At 64.1% G+C, this 14,322-nt stretch carries 16 protein-coding genes; 8 read left to right on the top strand and 8 right to left on the bottom strand.

The annotated features are described in order from the left end of the window. The first annotated feature begins 221 nt into the window (after positions 1–221). Genes MKZ91_RS00360 through MKZ91_RS00350 form a run of 3 tightly spaced genes read left to right on the top strand, consistent with a single transcriptional unit; the run spans position 222 to position 1,979 of the window. On the top strand, positions 222–596 hold the full coding sequence (locus tag MKZ91_RS00360; RefSeq protein ID WP_336166859.1) for a COG4315 family predicted lipoprotein: 375 nt from the start codon (positions 222–224) through the stop codon (positions 594–596). After that, on the top strand, positions 580–1,134 hold the full coding sequence (locus MKZ91_RS00355; protein ID WP_336166857.1) for an RNA polymerase sigma factor: 555 nt from the start codon (positions 580–582) through the stop codon (positions 1,132–1,134). The genes MKZ91_RS00360 and MKZ91_RS00355 overlap by 17 nt, the downstream gene beginning before the upstream one ends. Next, positions 1,131–1,979 carry an anti-sigma factor family protein gene (locus MKZ91_RS00350; RefSeq protein ID WP_336166855.1) on the top strand — a complete coding sequence of 283 codons (849 nt, stop codon included), beginning with the start codon at positions 1,131–1,133 and terminating at the stop codon, positions 1,977–1,979. Before MKZ91_RS00355 ends, MKZ91_RS00350 begins: the two co-directional genes overlap by 4 nt. Before the next feature lie 61 nt (positions 1,980–2,040). On the opposite strand, the gene MKZ91_RS00345 is transcribed toward MKZ91_RS00350, so the two are convergent. Then, positions 2,041–2,175 (bottom strand): hypothetical protein, encoded by a 135-nt coding sequence (locus tag MKZ91_RS00345; RefSeq protein WP_336166853.1) that lies wholly within the window; start codon positions 2,173–2,175, stop codon positions 2,041–2,043. 20 nt (positions 2,176–2,195) lie between these two features. Here MKZ91_RS00345 and MKZ91_RS00340 point away from each other — a divergent pair, with 20 nt between their 5' ends. Continuing rightward, complete coding sequence (locus tag MKZ91_RS00340; RefSeq protein ID WP_336166851.1) at positions 2,196–2,774, top strand: hypothetical protein; 579 nt, start codon at positions 2,196–2,198, stop codon at positions 2,772–2,774. Between the two features lie 197 nt (positions 2,775–2,971). After that, positions 2,972–4,441 carry a lytic transglycosylase F gene (locus tag MKZ91_RS00335; protein ID WP_336166849.1) on the top strand — a complete coding sequence of 490 codons (1,470 nt, stop codon included), beginning with the start codon at positions 2,972–2,974 and terminating at the stop codon, positions 4,439–4,441. 80 nt (positions 4,442–4,521) lie between these two features. On the opposite strand, the gene MKZ91_RS00330 is transcribed toward MKZ91_RS00335, so the two are convergent. The 3 genes from MKZ91_RS00330 to nthA are packed head-to-tail and all read right to left on the bottom strand — an operon-like array spanning position 4,522 to position 6,189. Beyond that, positions 4,522–4,911 carry a nitrile hydratase accessory protein gene (locus tag MKZ91_RS00330; protein WP_336166848.1) on the bottom strand — a complete coding sequence of 130 codons (390 nt, stop codon included), beginning with the start codon at positions 4,909–4,911 and terminating at the stop codon, positions 4,522–4,524. Continuing rightward, complete coding sequence (gene nthB, locus MKZ91_RS00325) at positions 4,880–5,539, bottom strand: nitrile hydratase subunit beta (protein ID WP_336166846.1); 660 nt, start codon at positions 5,537–5,539, stop codon at positions 4,880–4,882. The genes MKZ91_RS00330 and nthB overlap by 32 nt, the downstream gene beginning before the upstream one ends. After that, positions 5,536–6,189, bottom strand: coding sequence for a nitrile hydratase subunit alpha (nthA, locus tag MKZ91_RS00320; RefSeq protein ID WP_336166844.1), 654 nt, complete (start codon positions 6,187–6,189; stop codon positions 5,536–5,538). The genes nthB and nthA overlap by 4 nt, the downstream gene beginning before the upstream one ends. A gap of 258 nt (positions 6,190–6,447) precedes the next feature. Between nthA and MKZ91_RS00315 the strand changes: the two genes are divergently transcribed. Both MKZ91_RS00315 and MKZ91_RS00310 read left to right on the top strand, forming a co-directional pair. Continuing rightward, positions 6,448–7,728 (top strand): SDR family oxidoreductase, encoded by a 1,281-nt coding sequence (locus MKZ91_RS00315; protein ID WP_336167738.1) that lies wholly within the window; start codon positions 6,448–6,450, stop codon positions 7,726–7,728. Further along, entirely contained in the window at positions 7,728–8,207 is a 480-nt protein-coding gene (locus MKZ91_RS00310) for a DUF2269 family protein (RefSeq protein WP_336166843.1), read from the top strand. The genes MKZ91_RS00315 and MKZ91_RS00310 overlap by 1 nt, the downstream gene beginning before the upstream one ends. Here the strand turns inward: MKZ91_RS00310 and MKZ91_RS00305 are convergent. Further along, a complete protein-coding gene (locus MKZ91_RS00305) occupies positions 8,199–8,792 on the bottom strand; it encodes a LysE family translocator (protein ID WP_336166841.1) in 594 nt (197 codons plus the stop codon). The genes MKZ91_RS00310 and MKZ91_RS00305 overlap by 9 nt on opposite strands. Positions 8,793–9,000: 208 nt before the next feature. Here MKZ91_RS00305 and MKZ91_RS00300 point away from each other — a divergent pair, with 208 nt between their 5' ends. Further along, positions 9,001–9,846, top strand: a complete 846-nt coding sequence (locus tag MKZ91_RS00300; RefSeq protein WP_336166839.1) for an aldo/keto reductase — start codon at positions 9,001–9,003, stop codon at positions 9,844–9,846. A gap of 275 nt (positions 9,847–10,121) precedes the next feature. Here MKZ91_RS00300 and MKZ91_RS00295 read toward each other — a convergent pair whose 3' ends face one another. The 3 genes from MKZ91_RS00295 to MKZ91_RS00285 all read right to left on the bottom strand — a co-directional run bounded on the left by MKZ91_RS00295 (position 10,122) and on the right by MKZ91_RS00285 (position 13,942). Then, on the bottom strand, positions 10,122–11,153 hold the full coding sequence (locus MKZ91_RS00295) for an NADP-dependent oxidoreductase (protein WP_336166837.1): 1,032 nt from the start codon (positions 11,151–11,153) through the stop codon (positions 10,122–10,124). A 414-nt stretch (positions 11,154–11,567) separates the two neighbouring features. Further along, positions 11,568–12,140: an acetolactate synthase small subunit gene (gene ilvN, locus MKZ91_RS00290; RefSeq protein WP_336166835.1), complete on the bottom strand. Its 573-nt coding sequence runs from the start codon at positions 12,138–12,140 to the stop codon at positions 11,568–11,570. Positions 12,141–12,163: 23 nt separating this feature from the next. After that, positions 12,164–13,942: an acetolactate synthase 3 large subunit gene (locus MKZ91_RS00285; protein WP_336166833.1), complete on the bottom strand. Its 1,779-nt coding sequence runs from the start codon at positions 13,940–13,942 to the stop codon at positions 12,164–12,166. Between the last annotated feature and the right edge of the window lie 380 nt (positions 13,943–14,322).

The raw sequence follows: 14,322 nt of genomic DNA, 5'->3' as shown, positions 1-14,322 counted from the left end.
TCGGCGCTTCCGCGCGTCCTGCACCGCTCGAAAAGGGGCTAGCGAGTACCTGCAAGTTCTCCTGGAATAAATCCGGCAGTCGCCGTGTCTTACGGTTGGACCTGCAGCAAGCGGCTCTCGCGGGACCAGGGCGAGGAGGCATTCGCCCGGCTCCCGCATTCAAAACCATCTTGAGGCCAAAGCATCTTGAGCCCAAACCATCTTGAGGAAGGACAACAGCCATGAGAACGTTTCCATTGACGATCGCCATGCTCCTTGCCGCCAGCGCAACGGCCTTTGCCGCTCCGCCGGTCAAGGAAGTCGAGTCGGCCAAGGGCAAGGTGCTCGCCGCAGAAAACGGCATGACGCTCTACACCTACAAGGACGACCATGGTGGCACGTCCTCGTGCTATGACAATTGCGCCAAGAACTGGCCGCCGTTCTTTGCGGAAGCCAGCGCCAAGGCCGACGGCGCCTACACCCTCGTCGATCGCAAGGATGGCAAGAAGCAATGGGCCAAGGACGGCATGCCGCTCTATTTCTTCATCAAGGACAAGAAGATGGGAGATATCACCGGTGACGGCGTGAAGGGCGAATGGGATGTCGCAAAGCCGTAACGGCGACACAGGAGATGCGGCGGCCGAAAGCCCCGCATCCGACCGTTTCGAAGAGGATGTGCTGGCACTGGTGCCGGCGCTGAGGCGCTATGCGCGCAGCCTCGTGCGCTCGGACCCGGACGGCGAGGACCTGTTGCAGGATTGCGTGGAGAAGGTGCTCGCGCGCCGCGCGCAATGGCGCGGCGTCAACCTGCGCGCCTGGGCCTTCACCATCATGACCAATCTGGGCCGCAACCGGCACCGCTACCTCGCCATCCATCCGCAGGTGGCGCTCGATGAGGATCTGGGGCTCGTGGCGGAAAGCCGCGAAAGCGACCCGCTGGCCCGCTCGAGGCTCGAGCGCGCCCTGAACGGCCTTTCGATGGAAAACCGCTCGGTGCTGATGCTGGTGGTGATCGAAGGTTATCGCTACCAGGACGTGGCCGAGATGCTCGATGTTCCGATCGGCACCGTCATGTCGCGGCTCTCGCGGGCGCGCCACCAGCTTGCCGAGGCAATGAAGGACGACAATGTGATCAGCATGCGGAGACCGAAATGACGGATGACACCAACGCCGTCTCCGAAGAGGAACTGCACGCCTATGTCGATGGCTTCCTGAGCCCCTCCGACCTGGCGCGGATCGAGCTGTGGCTCGAAAAGAACCCCGCGCGCGCCGAAGAGGTCAGGCAATGGCAGGCCCAGGCAGTGGAGCTTCGCGCGCTCTTTTCAGGTTATGCCCGAAGCGACGCCCGTGATCGCAAGCTGCTTTCGACCAGTGGCCGCAGCGACGCGCAGCAGGCAGATACGGCCAGCGCCAGCCGGACGGCCAGGGGATTTGCCGCAAGGACTGCCGGGCGGATCGCCGCCGGCCTCATGCTGTTTGCAGCTGGCGCGCTCACCGGACTTTATGCGCCTGCCCTCCTGTCCCCCGGTCGCGAGATCCAGCGGATCGAAACGGCCGAGAGCCTGCCGCGACAGGCACACTCGGCCTTCCTCGTCTATGCGAGCGAGGTGCGCCACGCCGTCGAGGTCGACGCCAGTGAGCAAAACCATCTCGCCACCTGGCTGGGCAAGCGCCTCGACCACGCGCTGACGATCCCCGATCTTTCAACCCTCGGCTTCTCGCTGGTCGGCGGAAGGCTGCTCCCGGTCAACGGCAAGGCGGGCGCGATGTTCATGTATGAGGACGGAACCGGCCGACGGCTGACCGTGCTTCTCGGCCGCAATGACGACAACCGCGAAACCAGCTTCCGTATCGATGCGAGCGACGGAGTGGAAACATTCTACTGGATCGATGGTCCGCTCGGCTACGCCGTCACCGGCGAAGTGCCGCGCGAGCTTTTGCAGCAGGTCGCCGACGAGTGCTACCGCCAGTTCGAGAAGACAGGCGAGACGAAGAGCTGACGACGGCCGGGCTCTGGCCAGCACCGAACGCCCGCAAACCGTCACCGTTCAAGGCACGGCCTCACCCGCTTGCGCCCTGCCCGCGCAGATAGGCTAAGAACATGTCGGCCATCGCCTCCGCATAGACCTCGATTTCGCCATCGGTGCGAGGCGTTGACGAAAAGTCCTTCCCGACCGCGGTCAGCGTCGTCATCACCAGGTCACCGGCAAGGTGAAGTGTTTGCCGGTTCCGATCGTCCGCTCCTCGTCACCTCCGGTCTTGCAGGCTTGCCGCGCGGCGCGACCGAAGCGGATCGTCCCAACCCGGTCGTCCCCCGCAAGTGCGAAGCGACTGCCCGTGCTCTTGCCGCGCGCGGCGTGCATGCGGCAACCGTCCGGCTTGCGCCCTTGGTTCATGGTCTGGGCGATCACGGCTTCATCCCCATCCTCGTGCGCCTGGCGCGCCAGACGGGTGTCTCGGCCTGTCTCGAGGACGGCGAAAATTGCTGGTCTGGTGTCTACCGCCATGATGCCGCGCGGATCTATCGCCTGGCGCTCGAAACCGGCACGACCGAAAGCGTCTGCCACGCCGTCGCAGACGAAGCGGTGCCGTTCAGGCGGATCGCCGAGATCATCGGTCACCACCTCGGCCTGCCGCTCGAATCCCGCTCTCGGGAACACTTCGGCTGGTTTGCCAGCATGGCGGGCGGCACCATGGCCGCCTCGAGCGCACGCACCCGCGCTTTGCTCGGCTGGAAACCTTGTGGTCCCGACCTGCTCTCCGATCTCAACCAACCAGCCTACTACGCCACCTGAAAGGCGCGTCCAGGCCGATGAGATCTCAGAAGCTGAACCGGACCTCCGATCGCAACAGCAGCCATTGAAGGCCTTATATTCCAAACCGCTTGTATACGATGACAGGGGGCGTAATCTTGTTCCATCCGGTCCACGGGCTGGGCCCGTCTGTGGCACGCCCGATCCTGTGGTGCGGGTCAAAATGGTGGGTATGGGCAATGTTCACGCTTCTCGCTGTCGTCGCGCGGGTGGGTTTGACGCGCGCCTTCCTGATCCTTTCTTCCGTCGGCCTCGCAAGCCTTGCGCCCGGCAACTCTCCGGCTCAGGAGCGCGCGCCCGGCTACCGCACCTGGACGGGCGATTTCGATGGCATGCGGGAACGCCGCCTGATCCGCATTCTCGTCCCCTTCAGCAAGACGATCTATTTCATCGACCGCGGCGAGCAGTTGGGGGCGGCCGTGGAGACCGGCAATGCCCTCGCAGACGAGCTCAACAAGGGCCAGAAGAAGGAGATCGACAAGATCAAGGTCGTCTATGTGCCAACCAGCCGGGATCAGTTGCTCCCGGCCCTGGCGGAGGGGCGCGGCGATATCGTCGCCGCCAATCTGACGATCACGCCCGCGCGCAAGGAGGTCGTCGACTTTACCGATCCTCTGGCAACCGGCGTCAAGGAAATACTGGTGACCGGTCCTTCGGCCCAGCCCATCGCAAAGCTTGACGACCTTGGCGGCAAGACGGTGTTCGCGCGGCAGAGCAGCAGCTACTTCGAACACCTCGGCGCGCTGAATGCCCGCCTGAAGGCATCCGGAAAGACCGGTATCGATCTTCGGCCGATCGACGAGAATCTCGAAGACGAGGACCTCATGGAAATGGTCAATGCCGGCCTTATTCCCTGGTGCGTCGTCGATGATCACAAGGCACGCATATGGGCGCGCGTTTTCGATCGCATCGTCCTCAATGAGGACGTCACGATTGCCGAGGAAGGCGAGATCGCCTGGGCGATCCGCAAGGGCAGCCCGAAGCTCGCGGCAACCCTGAATGCCTTCGTCAAGACCCACAAGGTCGGAACCACCTTCGGCAACATTCTGAAGAAGCGCTACTACCAGAACGAAAAGATGGTGCGCGCTGCCTACGAACGCTCCGAGCTTGAAAAGTACCGCACGCTGCGCGGCTTCTTCGAGACGCATGCCGCAACCTACGACTTCAATATGCTGTTGCTTGCCGCGCAGGGCTATCAGGAGTCACAACTCGACCAGAGCAAGCGCAGCCCGCGCGGCGCCGTCGGCATCATGCAATTGCTGCCGACAACGGCGGCCGACAAATCGATCGCCATCCGCGACGTGGATAAGAACGCCGATCGCAACATCGAAGCTGGCGCCAAATACATGCGCTATCTGATCAACACTTATCTCGACGAGCCGGGCCTCGATCCGCTCAACCGGACACTGCTCGCATTTGCCGCCTACAATGCCGGCCCCGGAAACCTGCGCAAGATCCGCCGCACCACCATTGAGATGGGGCTCGATCCCAACATCTGGTTCGGTAACGTCGAAAACGGGGCAGCAAGAGTGATCGGCCGCGAGACCGTGCAGTATGTCGGCAACATCTACAAATACTATGTCGCCTACGCGCTCTTCAGCGATCTCGAAGCGCGCCGGGCTGAAAGCGCCGCGCAGCCAGCGCAATGATGCGGGGTGACTGCGGCGCGCAGGGTTCGGGCATGCCCTTGTCGGCCAGATGGCTCCGTTCGAGCGAAATGGCCCGTGCCCTACCTCAGCGGATCATTCTCGATCACGATCGGCTTGCCATGCGGCGTCGCCTCTGCCGCACGCTGCCAGCTCGCCGTCAGCTTTTCCAGTTCGGTGCCCGAGGCGAGTGAGAGCTCGGTGACGAGGCGCGAAAGTGCGGCCACCCAGCAATCGTAATAGTCGCTGGCATCCGCCTTGCGGCCGGGCTTGTAGAGCTCGGCCGATAGCGCTTCTGCCCATTCCGGCCAGGAGAACACGCCCTTTTCGTGCAGGCGCACCGTCATGGCAAAGGCTGCCGCCTGCCAGGGCTCGGCAAAGACCGGATCGCCCTCCGGCGATTTCGGCAACTCGGCCGAAGCAACGAGCGGTGACGTCACCTTACACGTGCTCAAGATAACTCTCCCAGGCATCGATCGAGACCGTCAGCGTCGGGTCGGCGCCCTCGCCCCAGATCTCGGCCCCGTCGAAGACGACACTGTACACCCATTGCGGATTTTCGCCGCGACCATGGGCGTTGTCGTCGGGGAAGACGAAGGAGCCTTGCACCGCCTCCACCCGGCCGAGCTTGGCGCGGGCATAGCGCGGCAGCCGCGTGTGCGTTTCCGGATTGAAGTTCTTGGTCTTCACCTGGTCACCGACGGCAAAGCGTGGCGCCGTCTCGGCGGGCCGGTCGCAGGGGCCGCCCTTGGCAAGCACGCCCGCCACCATCTCGGCCTTCAAGACCCGTTTCGGCGAAGCCCCCGGCTCCAGCATGTGGCCACCATCGAGTTCCGCTTGCGTGACGAAGCCGTGGCGCTGCAAGAGTTTCTCCAGCGCCCGCGTCCAGATCTCGTAATAGCTCGCCGATAAATAGGTTGCTGGCGGCAGGCTCTCGCGCGCATGCCGGCTCTCGTCGATCGTCCAGGCGCCGAAGGCGCCGCAGGAGAGTGTGACGCCAAGCGCCCGCTTCTCCCATTCGCCGTGAAAACAGGGCTCGTCCTTTTCCGGCGCCACCGGGCCGAGGCCATGGGCGCCGCCGAGATCGTGCGGGCCGTTCATCGGAGCGTCTCCCCGGCAAGGGCCAGGCCCGTACCGATCATGGCGTCACGCGTCACCAGTGCCGCCAGTTCCTCCTCGCTGAAATCTTCGGTCCCGGCCGGGCGCTCGGGGATGACCAGATAGCGCAGCTCGGCAGTCGAATCCCAGACGCGGATTCGCGTCGTCTCGGGAAGCGTCAGGCCGAACTCGGCCAGCACGCCGCGCGGATCGATGACGGCGCGCGAGCGGTAAGGCGGCGCCTTGTACCAGACCGGCGGCAGGCCGAGCACCGACCAGGGATAACAGGAGCAAAGCGTGCAGACGACGAGATTATGGGTGTCGGCGGTGTTGAACACCGCGCGCATGTGCTCTCCCTGCCGTCCCGTATAGCCGAGGCTCGCAATCGCCTCCGTCGCGTCGCGCCTCAGCCAGTCGGCGAAATCAGGATCCACCCAGGCCTTGGCAACAACGCGTGCACCGTTGCGCGGGCCGATCTTCGTCTCGTAGGTCTCGACGATCGCATCAATCGCCGCCGGGTCGATCAGCCCCTTCTCCGTCAGCACCGTCTCCAGCGCCTTCACCCGCGCTTCCATGTCGGTGAAATGGTTGTCGTGGTGATGGTCGTGATGGTCGTGATCGTGGTGATCATGAGGGTGGTGGTGGTCAGTCATATGCGTGGCTCCTCGCAGCGGCTCACCCCTTCGATGCGCTCGGCGCTGCCTCCTCACTCAGGCGATAGTGGTAACTGATGAGGGCCGGAATCGAAATCGATTTCATCGGCCACCGGCGCTCAGAATTGTCACCATGACAAATCGGACGCGTAGCGAAGACGAGGCCGCGCCTCGCCGCTTCGACGACAATTGCGCGCACCCGGCTAAACCATGGCGACACTGGATGCCGCTGCACGCAACCACCGCTATTCTGGCGGCATGAAGATACTGATTCTCGGCGCCACAGGCTTCATCGGCTCGGCCGTCTTCGATCGACTTGTAGCGGACGGCCACGCGGTGACCGGCCTTGGCCGCCATGTTGCCCGCGCCCGGCTGAAACGGCCGCAGGCGCAATGGCTTGTCGCCGACCTCGCCCGGATGCGCGCGGAAAGCGACTGGCGGTCGCTCATCGAAAGCCATGACGTCATCGTCAACTGCGCCGGCGCGCTGCAGGATGGTATGGCCGACGATGTCGCCGCCCTGCAGGAGGCGGCGATGCTGGCCCTCTACAAGGCGGCCAAGCCAAGCCCCATCCGCATCGTCCAGATCTCCGCCCCTCAAGGTGGCGCCGGCAGCGACAGCGCCTTTCTTGCCACCAAGTTCCGCGCCGACAAGGCGCTCGCGGAAAGCGGCGTTGAGCATGTCATCCTGCGTCCGGCGCTGGTGCTCGGACGCAATGCCCATGGTGGCTCCGCCCTCTTGAGGGCACTCTCGGCCCTGCCCTTCGCTATCCCTCTCGTTCACGCCGAGGCCCGCGTCGAGACCGTTACCCTCAACGATGTCGCCGAAGCCGTGAGTGCTGCCGCATCCGGTCTCCTGCCCAATGGAAGCGACCTCACGCTCGGCCACCCACAACCGCAAACGCTTGCCGAACTCGTCGCGCTGCACCGCCAATGGCTTGGCCTGCCGCCCGCCCCAATCGTGCGTCTGCCGGCGTTCTTCGCCGCGCCCGTCGGATTTGCTGCCGATATCGCCGGAAGGCTCGGCTGGCGCTCGCCGCTGCGCTCGACCGCCCTTGCCGTCATGGCCGGTGGCGTCTCGGCGACAAATGCGGCTCGCGCGCCTGGACCCTTCTCGTCCGCCCACCAGGGCCTTTCGGCCAATCCATCCGGCGTGCAGGATCTCTGGTTCGCGCGGCTCTACGTCCTGAAGCCGGTATTGATCACCGGTCTTTCGCTCTTCTGGTTGCTGTCGGGGATCATTCCGTTCTTTTCGTTCGAGGAGGCAAGGCAGCATTTCCTGCGGTTCCTCGCCGACGGTCCGGCAACGGTGCTGATGCTTGCCACCTGCCTTGCCGATATCGCGCTCGGCATCGCCGTGCTCGTCCGCCCCTTCGCGCGGCGCGCATTGCTCGGCATGCTCGGCCTGACCGCCGCCTATCTCGCCTCCGCCACGGCCATCGAACCCGAACTGTGGGGCGACCCGCTCGGACCGCTCGTCAAGGTCCTGCCGTCGCTGCTTGCCACGCTCGCGACCCTCGCCATTCTGGATGAACGCTGATGCCTCAGGAAGAACTGCTGCGCCTTGCCCATGTGATCGGCGCCGCCGTGCTCTTCGGCACAGGTGCTGGCATCGCCTTCTTCATGGTGATGGCCAGGCGGACGCGCGATGCGCGGCTGATCGCCCATGTTGCCGGGACGGTGGTCATCGCCGATACGCTCTTCACCGCCACTGCCGTGGTGATCCAGCCGATCACCGGCTATCTGCTGGCCACCGGCATCGGCTGGTCGCTGGGCGAAGGCTGGATCGCGCTGTCGCTGATCCTCTACGTGGTCACCGGCCTCTTCTGGCTGCCGGTCGTCTGGATCCAGCTGCGGCTTCGCGACCTCGCCCGGCTTGCAACCGCAAACGACGCACCCCTGCCACAAGAGTTCGATCGGCTCTATGCCATCTGGTTTGCCTGCGGCTTCCCGGCCTTCCTTGCCGTCACCGGCATCTTCTGGTTGATGCTGGTGAAGCCGCAGTTCCAGCTATTTTAGCATCGGCCAGAGGCTGACGACGAGCAGCACGGCCATGGTGATGTTGAACCGTTTCAGCCGCGACGGCTCCGACAGCCATTGCCTTAGCGCCGAGCCGAAGCCGGCCCAGGTGGAAACGCTCGGCACGTTGACCAGCGCAAAGACGAGACCGACGACAAGCACGCTGAAGAGGTAGCTGTCGCTGCTGGTATAGGTGGCCATGGCTGAAACCGCCATGACCCAGGCCTTGGGGTTGACCCACTGGAAGGCGGCAGCAGCAAGGAACGTCATCGGCTTGGCGCCAGCCTTGCCCTCACCCAGCGAGCGCGACGTGCCGATCTTCCAGGCGATCCAGACGAGATAGGCGCCGCCGGCGAACTTCAGCGCCGTATAGAGCAGCGGCACGGAATGAAGCAGCGCGCCAAGGCCGAAGCCGACGGCGATCAGAAGCACGAAGAAACCGACGCCGATGCCGAGCATGTGCGGGACGGTGCGAAAGAAACCGAAGTTCACGCCCGATGCAAACAGCATCATGTTGTTCGGTCCCGGCGTGATCGATGTGGTGAATGCAAACAAAAACAATGCCAGAAGCGTATCGGCCTGCATGGCTTCCTCCCTTGCAATTAGGTCAGCATAGTTGACCTATTCGCGAGATTCAGCCGCGAAGTTGTCATGGTGACAACTTCACGCTGTGCGCTCAAGCAATAGCTTTCCAATTGCTGAGACAGTTTGCGCTGACATTGCTGTCGAAACGGACTTTGCATGCACTAGATTGGCAAGGAGCAAGCCCAGAGATTTGAGCAAGAGGCAGACGATGCACGATCCGATTCCGACGACGACACTTCGAAGTGGCCGCAAGGTCCCCGTTCTTGGCCAGGGCACCTGGCGCATGGGCGATGCGGCGGCCCGCAAGGCCGACGAAGTGAAGAGCCTGCAGATCGGCCTCGATCTCGGCATGACGCTGATCGACACGGCCGAGATGTACGGCAACGGCGCTTCCGAGCGCGTCGTCGGCGAAGCGGTGCGCGGCCGGCGCGACGAGGCCTTCATCGTCAGCAAGGTGCTGCCGTCGAACGCCAGCCGGATGGGCACAGAGGCCGCCTGCGAGCGCAGCCTGAAGCACCTCGGTGTCGACCATATCGATCTCTATCTCCTGCACTGGCGCGGCGGTTATCCGCTGGCGGAAACGGTCGTCGCTTTCGAGGCGTTGAAGAAGGCGGGCAAGATCGGCACCTGGGGCGTGTCCAACTTCGACGTCGACGACATGGAGGAACTGCTGGGCGTACCCGACGGAAAAAACGTTGCCGTCAACCAGGTGCTCTACAACCTCTCGCGCCGCGGCATCGAGTTCGACCTTTTGCCCTGGTGCCAGAGCCGCGGCATCGCCATCATGGCCTATTCGCCGCTTGACGAGGGCCGGCTGCTGCGCAACCCCGATCTCGTCCACATCGCCAAGGCGCACCAGGCAACGCCGGCCCAGACGGCGCTCGCCTTCCTGAAGACCCGCCCCGGCGTCATCTCGATCCCGAAGACCGGCTCGGCCGACCGCGCCCGCGAGAACCGCGATGCGATGGACCTGCAGTTGACCGCCGAAAACCTCGCCGACCTCGACCGCGCCTTCCCGCCGCCGAAGCGCAAACGCTCGCTGGAGATGATCTGAGGTGGCGTCTCGTCCGCCGGTGAGAAAAGCCCCTCATCCGGCCTGCCGGCCACCCTCTCCCCGCCCTGCGGGGAGAGGGTTAGTCCTCGGGTTAAACCCGAGGAGAGGGGCAGCCAAGCATAGTGCCTGGCGTGAGGGCTAACAGGCATGAAGCGTGAGAACTGGACACGCATGGCGCGCTAGGTGGCGAGCCGCGCGCGAATTTCAGGTTGTGCAGCAAATGCCTACAGTCACGCCCCCTTCGCGACCACGCCTCATCGCGCTAGCCGCAGACATCAGCCAGAGGCGCCCTTGATCTCCACCACGACCTTGCCCTTGGCGCGACCCGTTTCCAGATAGTCAAAGGCCGCGGCGACATCCTTGAAGGGAAACACCCGGTCGATGATGGGCCTGATCGTCCCGGCATCGATGAGACCGGCGAGCTCGGCAAGCTCGGCACCATCAGGATGCATGAAGAGATAGCGGTAGGAGACGCCATGTTTGCGGGCGACGGCGCGGATTTTGTACGACGCAAACCAGAAAAGCGTGCTGAGCAACAGGCCGCGGCCGAGATCCTTTCGCGCCGTTTCCGGCTCGGGCATGCCGGCGATCGAAACCACCTTGCCGCCGCGCTTGACGACGGCGAACGTCTTTAGAAGCGTTTCGCCGCCCAGCAGATCGAAGGCGGCGTCCATGTTGCGCAGATGCTCTTCGAACCGCGCCTTCGTATAGTCGATCACCACGTCGGCACCGAGGCCCTCGACCAGCGCGCGGCCCCGCGGAGACGCCGTCGTCGTCACCTCCGCGCCCAGCCACTTCGCCAGCTGGATGGCGAAGGTGCCGACACCGCCCGCACCGCCGGGGATGAAGACCCGGCTGCCCCGGCCAAGATGAAGCTCGTCACGCAGCGCCTGCAAGGCGGTAAGGCCGGCAAGCGGCACGCCGGCTGCGGTGTTGAAATCGATCGATGCCGGCATCTTCGCCTGGAATTTTTCGGGCACGACGGCAAATTCGGCGAGAGCCCCCATGGCGCCCTTCGGCATGCGGGCAAAGACCCGGTCCCCCGGCTTGAACGAGGTGACGCCTTCGCCGAGCGCCTCGACCACGCCCGAGAGCTCATTGCCCATGACCGCCGGCAGCGGATAGCGCTGGACGACCTTGAGCATGCCTTCGCGCGTCTTGTAGTCGACCGGATTGAGGCCGGCCGCATGCACGCGCACAAGCACCTCACCGCGCGCCGGCCGCGGACGCGGCACCTCACGCAGCTCGGCAGCGTCAGGCCCACCGTATCGCGTCAACACAAAAGCCAGCATCGTCGTCGCGCTCATCCGGCACCTGATATCTTGCACAATTCCTTGCGGAATTAGTCGGCGAGAAATGGTGACGAAGTCAACGGGGCGTCGCGTCCCCCGGTGATGGCCTGCCCCTCATCCGGCCTGCCAGCCACCTTCTCCCCGCTCGCGGGGAGAAGGAAACGCGTGGCGGCCGCCCGGCACCAATGCACATGGCATTGGTCGAAATCTTGGTTTTCGGAGTGTGGGAAGGTGAGCCACATTCGGCGCCAGTCCCCTCTCCCCGCCTGCGGGGAGAGGGCCAGTCCTCGGGTTAAACCCGAGGAGAGGGGCTGTCCGCCTCTAAAACACCAGGGCATCGCACCTGAAGCGCACGGAGCCCGCCGTCGTGACGGCAAGCGCCGGCACAAAGCGAAAGGGGCGGCCTTGTGAGCCGCACCTCCTTAATAATCACATGCCCTGGGGCCCGCGGTTCATCGCCGCGATGCCGGTGCGGCAGACTTCGATGAGGCCGAGCGGCTTCATGATGGCGATGAACTGCTCGATCTTCGACGGCTTGCCGGTGATCTCGAAGACGAAGTGATCGATGTTGGCGTCGATGACCGAGGCGCGGAAGGCGTCGGCAAGGCGGAGCGCCTCGACCCGGTGGTCGCCCGAGCCGTGCACCTTGACGAGCGCGAGTTCGCGCTCGACCGGGCGGTCGTGACCGAGGGAGCCGGCGCGCACCGTCAGGTCGACGACGCGGTGAACAGGCACCAGCCGCTCCAGCTGGTTCTTGATCTGGTCGAGCACGTGCGGCGTGCCGCGCGTCACGATGGTGATGCGCGACAGGTGCGCCTCGTGTTCGGTTTCGGAAACCGTGAGGCTTTCGATGTTGTAGCCGCGGCCCGAGAACAGGCCGATGACGCGGGCAAGGACGCCCGGCTCGTTGTCGACGAGGACCGATAGCGTGTGGGTCTCGGCGAGCTCGGTCTCCTTGGCGATGAAGTAGGCGGAGCCGGTCGGTTGAAGGTGTGCGTTCATGTCGATTGGTTCCTCTACCTGTCTCAGACCAGCTGACGGCCCTTGGCGTCGATCGCGTTGGCGACCGCTTCGTCCGTGGCTTCGTCGGGCAACAGCATCTCGTTATGGGCCTTGCCCGAGGGGATCATCGGGAAGCAGTTGGCAAGGTTGGCAACGCGGCAGTCGAAGATAACAGGCGCCGGCGTGTCGATCATCTGGCGGATCGCAGCGTCGAGTTCACCAGGCTTGTCGCAGCGAATGCCGACGCCGCCATAGGCTTCGGCCAGCTTGACGAAGTCAGGCATGGCTTCCGTGTAGGAATGCGACAGGCGGTTACCGTGGAGCAGCTGCTGCCACTGGCGCACCATGCCCATGTACTGGTTGTTGAGGATGAAGATCTTGACCGGCAGGCCGTACTGGACCGCGCAGGACATTTCCTGGATGCACATCTGGATCGAGGCGTCGCCGGCGATATCGATGACCAGGCTGTTGGGATGGGCAACCTGCGCGCCGATCGCGGCGGGGAAGCCGTAGCCCATGGTGCCGAGGCCGCCCGAGGTCATCCAGCGGTTCGGCTGTTCGAAGCCGAAGAACTGGGCTGCCCACATCTGGTGCTGGCCGACTTCCGTCGTGATGTAGGTGTCGCGGTCCTTGCTGAGCTCATAGAGCCGCTGGATCGCGTATTGCGGCATGATGACGTCATCGTTCGGCGTATAGGCGAGCGAGTTGCGGGCGCGCCACTTAGTGATCGTCTCCCACCAGTCGGAGAGACGCGCCTTGTCGGCGGTCTTGGAAGCGGCCCGCCACAGGCGGACCATGTCTTCCAGAACCGTGCCGACATCGCCGAGGATCGGCACGTCGACGCGAACGTTCTTGTTGATCGACGACGGGTCGATGTCGATGTGGATCTTCTTGGAATTCGGCGAAAACGCGTTGAGGCGGCCGGTGATGCGGTCGTCGAAGCGGGCGCCGATGCAGACCATGACGTCGCAGTCATGCATCGCCATGTTGGCCTCATAGGTGCCGTGCATGCCGAGCATGCCGAGCCAGGCCTTGCCGGATGCCGGATAGGCGCCGAGACCCATCAAGGTCGAGGTGATCGGGAAGCCGGTGAGCTCGACCAGCTCGCGCAGCAGATGCGAGGCTTCCGGACCGGAATTGATGACGCCGCCGCCGGAATAGATGATCGGCTGGCGCGCGTTGCGCATCAGCTCGACCGCTTCCTCGATCTTCTTCAGGTCGCCCTGCTTCTTCGGCTGGTAGCTCTTCTGGGTCGGGACGGCGGACGGCGGCGTATAGGTGCCGGTCGCGAACTGGATGTCCTTCGGAATATCGACGACAACCGGACCCGGGCGGCCGGACTGGGCGACGCGAAAGGCCTCATGGATGATGCGGGCGAGATCGTTGACGTCCTTGACCAGCCAGTTGTGCTTGGTGCACGGGCGGGTGATGCCGACGGTGTCGCATTCCTGGAAGGCGTCCGAGCCGATCAGCGAGGTCGGAACCTGGCCGGAGATGCAGACGAGCGGGATCGAATCCATCAGCGCGTCCTGCAGCGGGGTGACCGCATTGGTGGCGCCGGGGCCTGACGTGACCAGCATGACGCCGACCTTGCCGGTGGAGCGGGCATACCCTTCGGCCATGTGGCCGGCGCCCTGCTCGTGGCGAACGAGGATATGCTGGATGTCGTCCTGCTGGTGGATTTCGTCATAGATCGGAAGCACGGCGCCGCCCGGATAGCCGAAGATATGCTCGACGCCGTTGTCTCTCAGAGCCTGGAGAACGATCTCCGCGCCTGTCATCTGGTTTTCTGTACCGCTCATTGACTTGCTTCCGTCCCTTTTCCCAGTTGGGTGCTTAGCTTGTTTGAAGGCATAAAAAAAGGCCCCGTCAGGAGCCTCGTTCAGCGCATGGGTGGCTACCGCCGGATGGTTACACCATCCTGCCCATGCGCCGCCCCACCACAAGAATAACCGCAAAATTTTTCATGGGCCGAGTTGATAACCACAAATGCCCAAGGCGTCAACGGCTTTTAGTTACACGATCGGGCTTCCGCGCGGAACAATGTTGCGCGGGATCGAAACGCGTGCCCCCGGCAACAGTCGTCAAAGCCATGCGGCCCAAGGTCTGGCGACAACGGCGCGCCGCCGCGCGTCTGCCGAAGCGCCAGGGCAGTCTGAGCCTGGCTTGACGGCGACGTCGC

The organism is Ensifer sp. MJa1, from assembly GCF_037026475.1.
In the GTDB taxonomy this organism is placed as follows: Bacteria; Pseudomonadota; Alphaproteobacteria; order Rhizobiales; family Rhizobiaceae; genus Ensifer.
The sequence above is the reverse complement of the archived record's forward strand: the minus strand, read 5'-3'. Positions and strand labels throughout refer to the sequence as shown.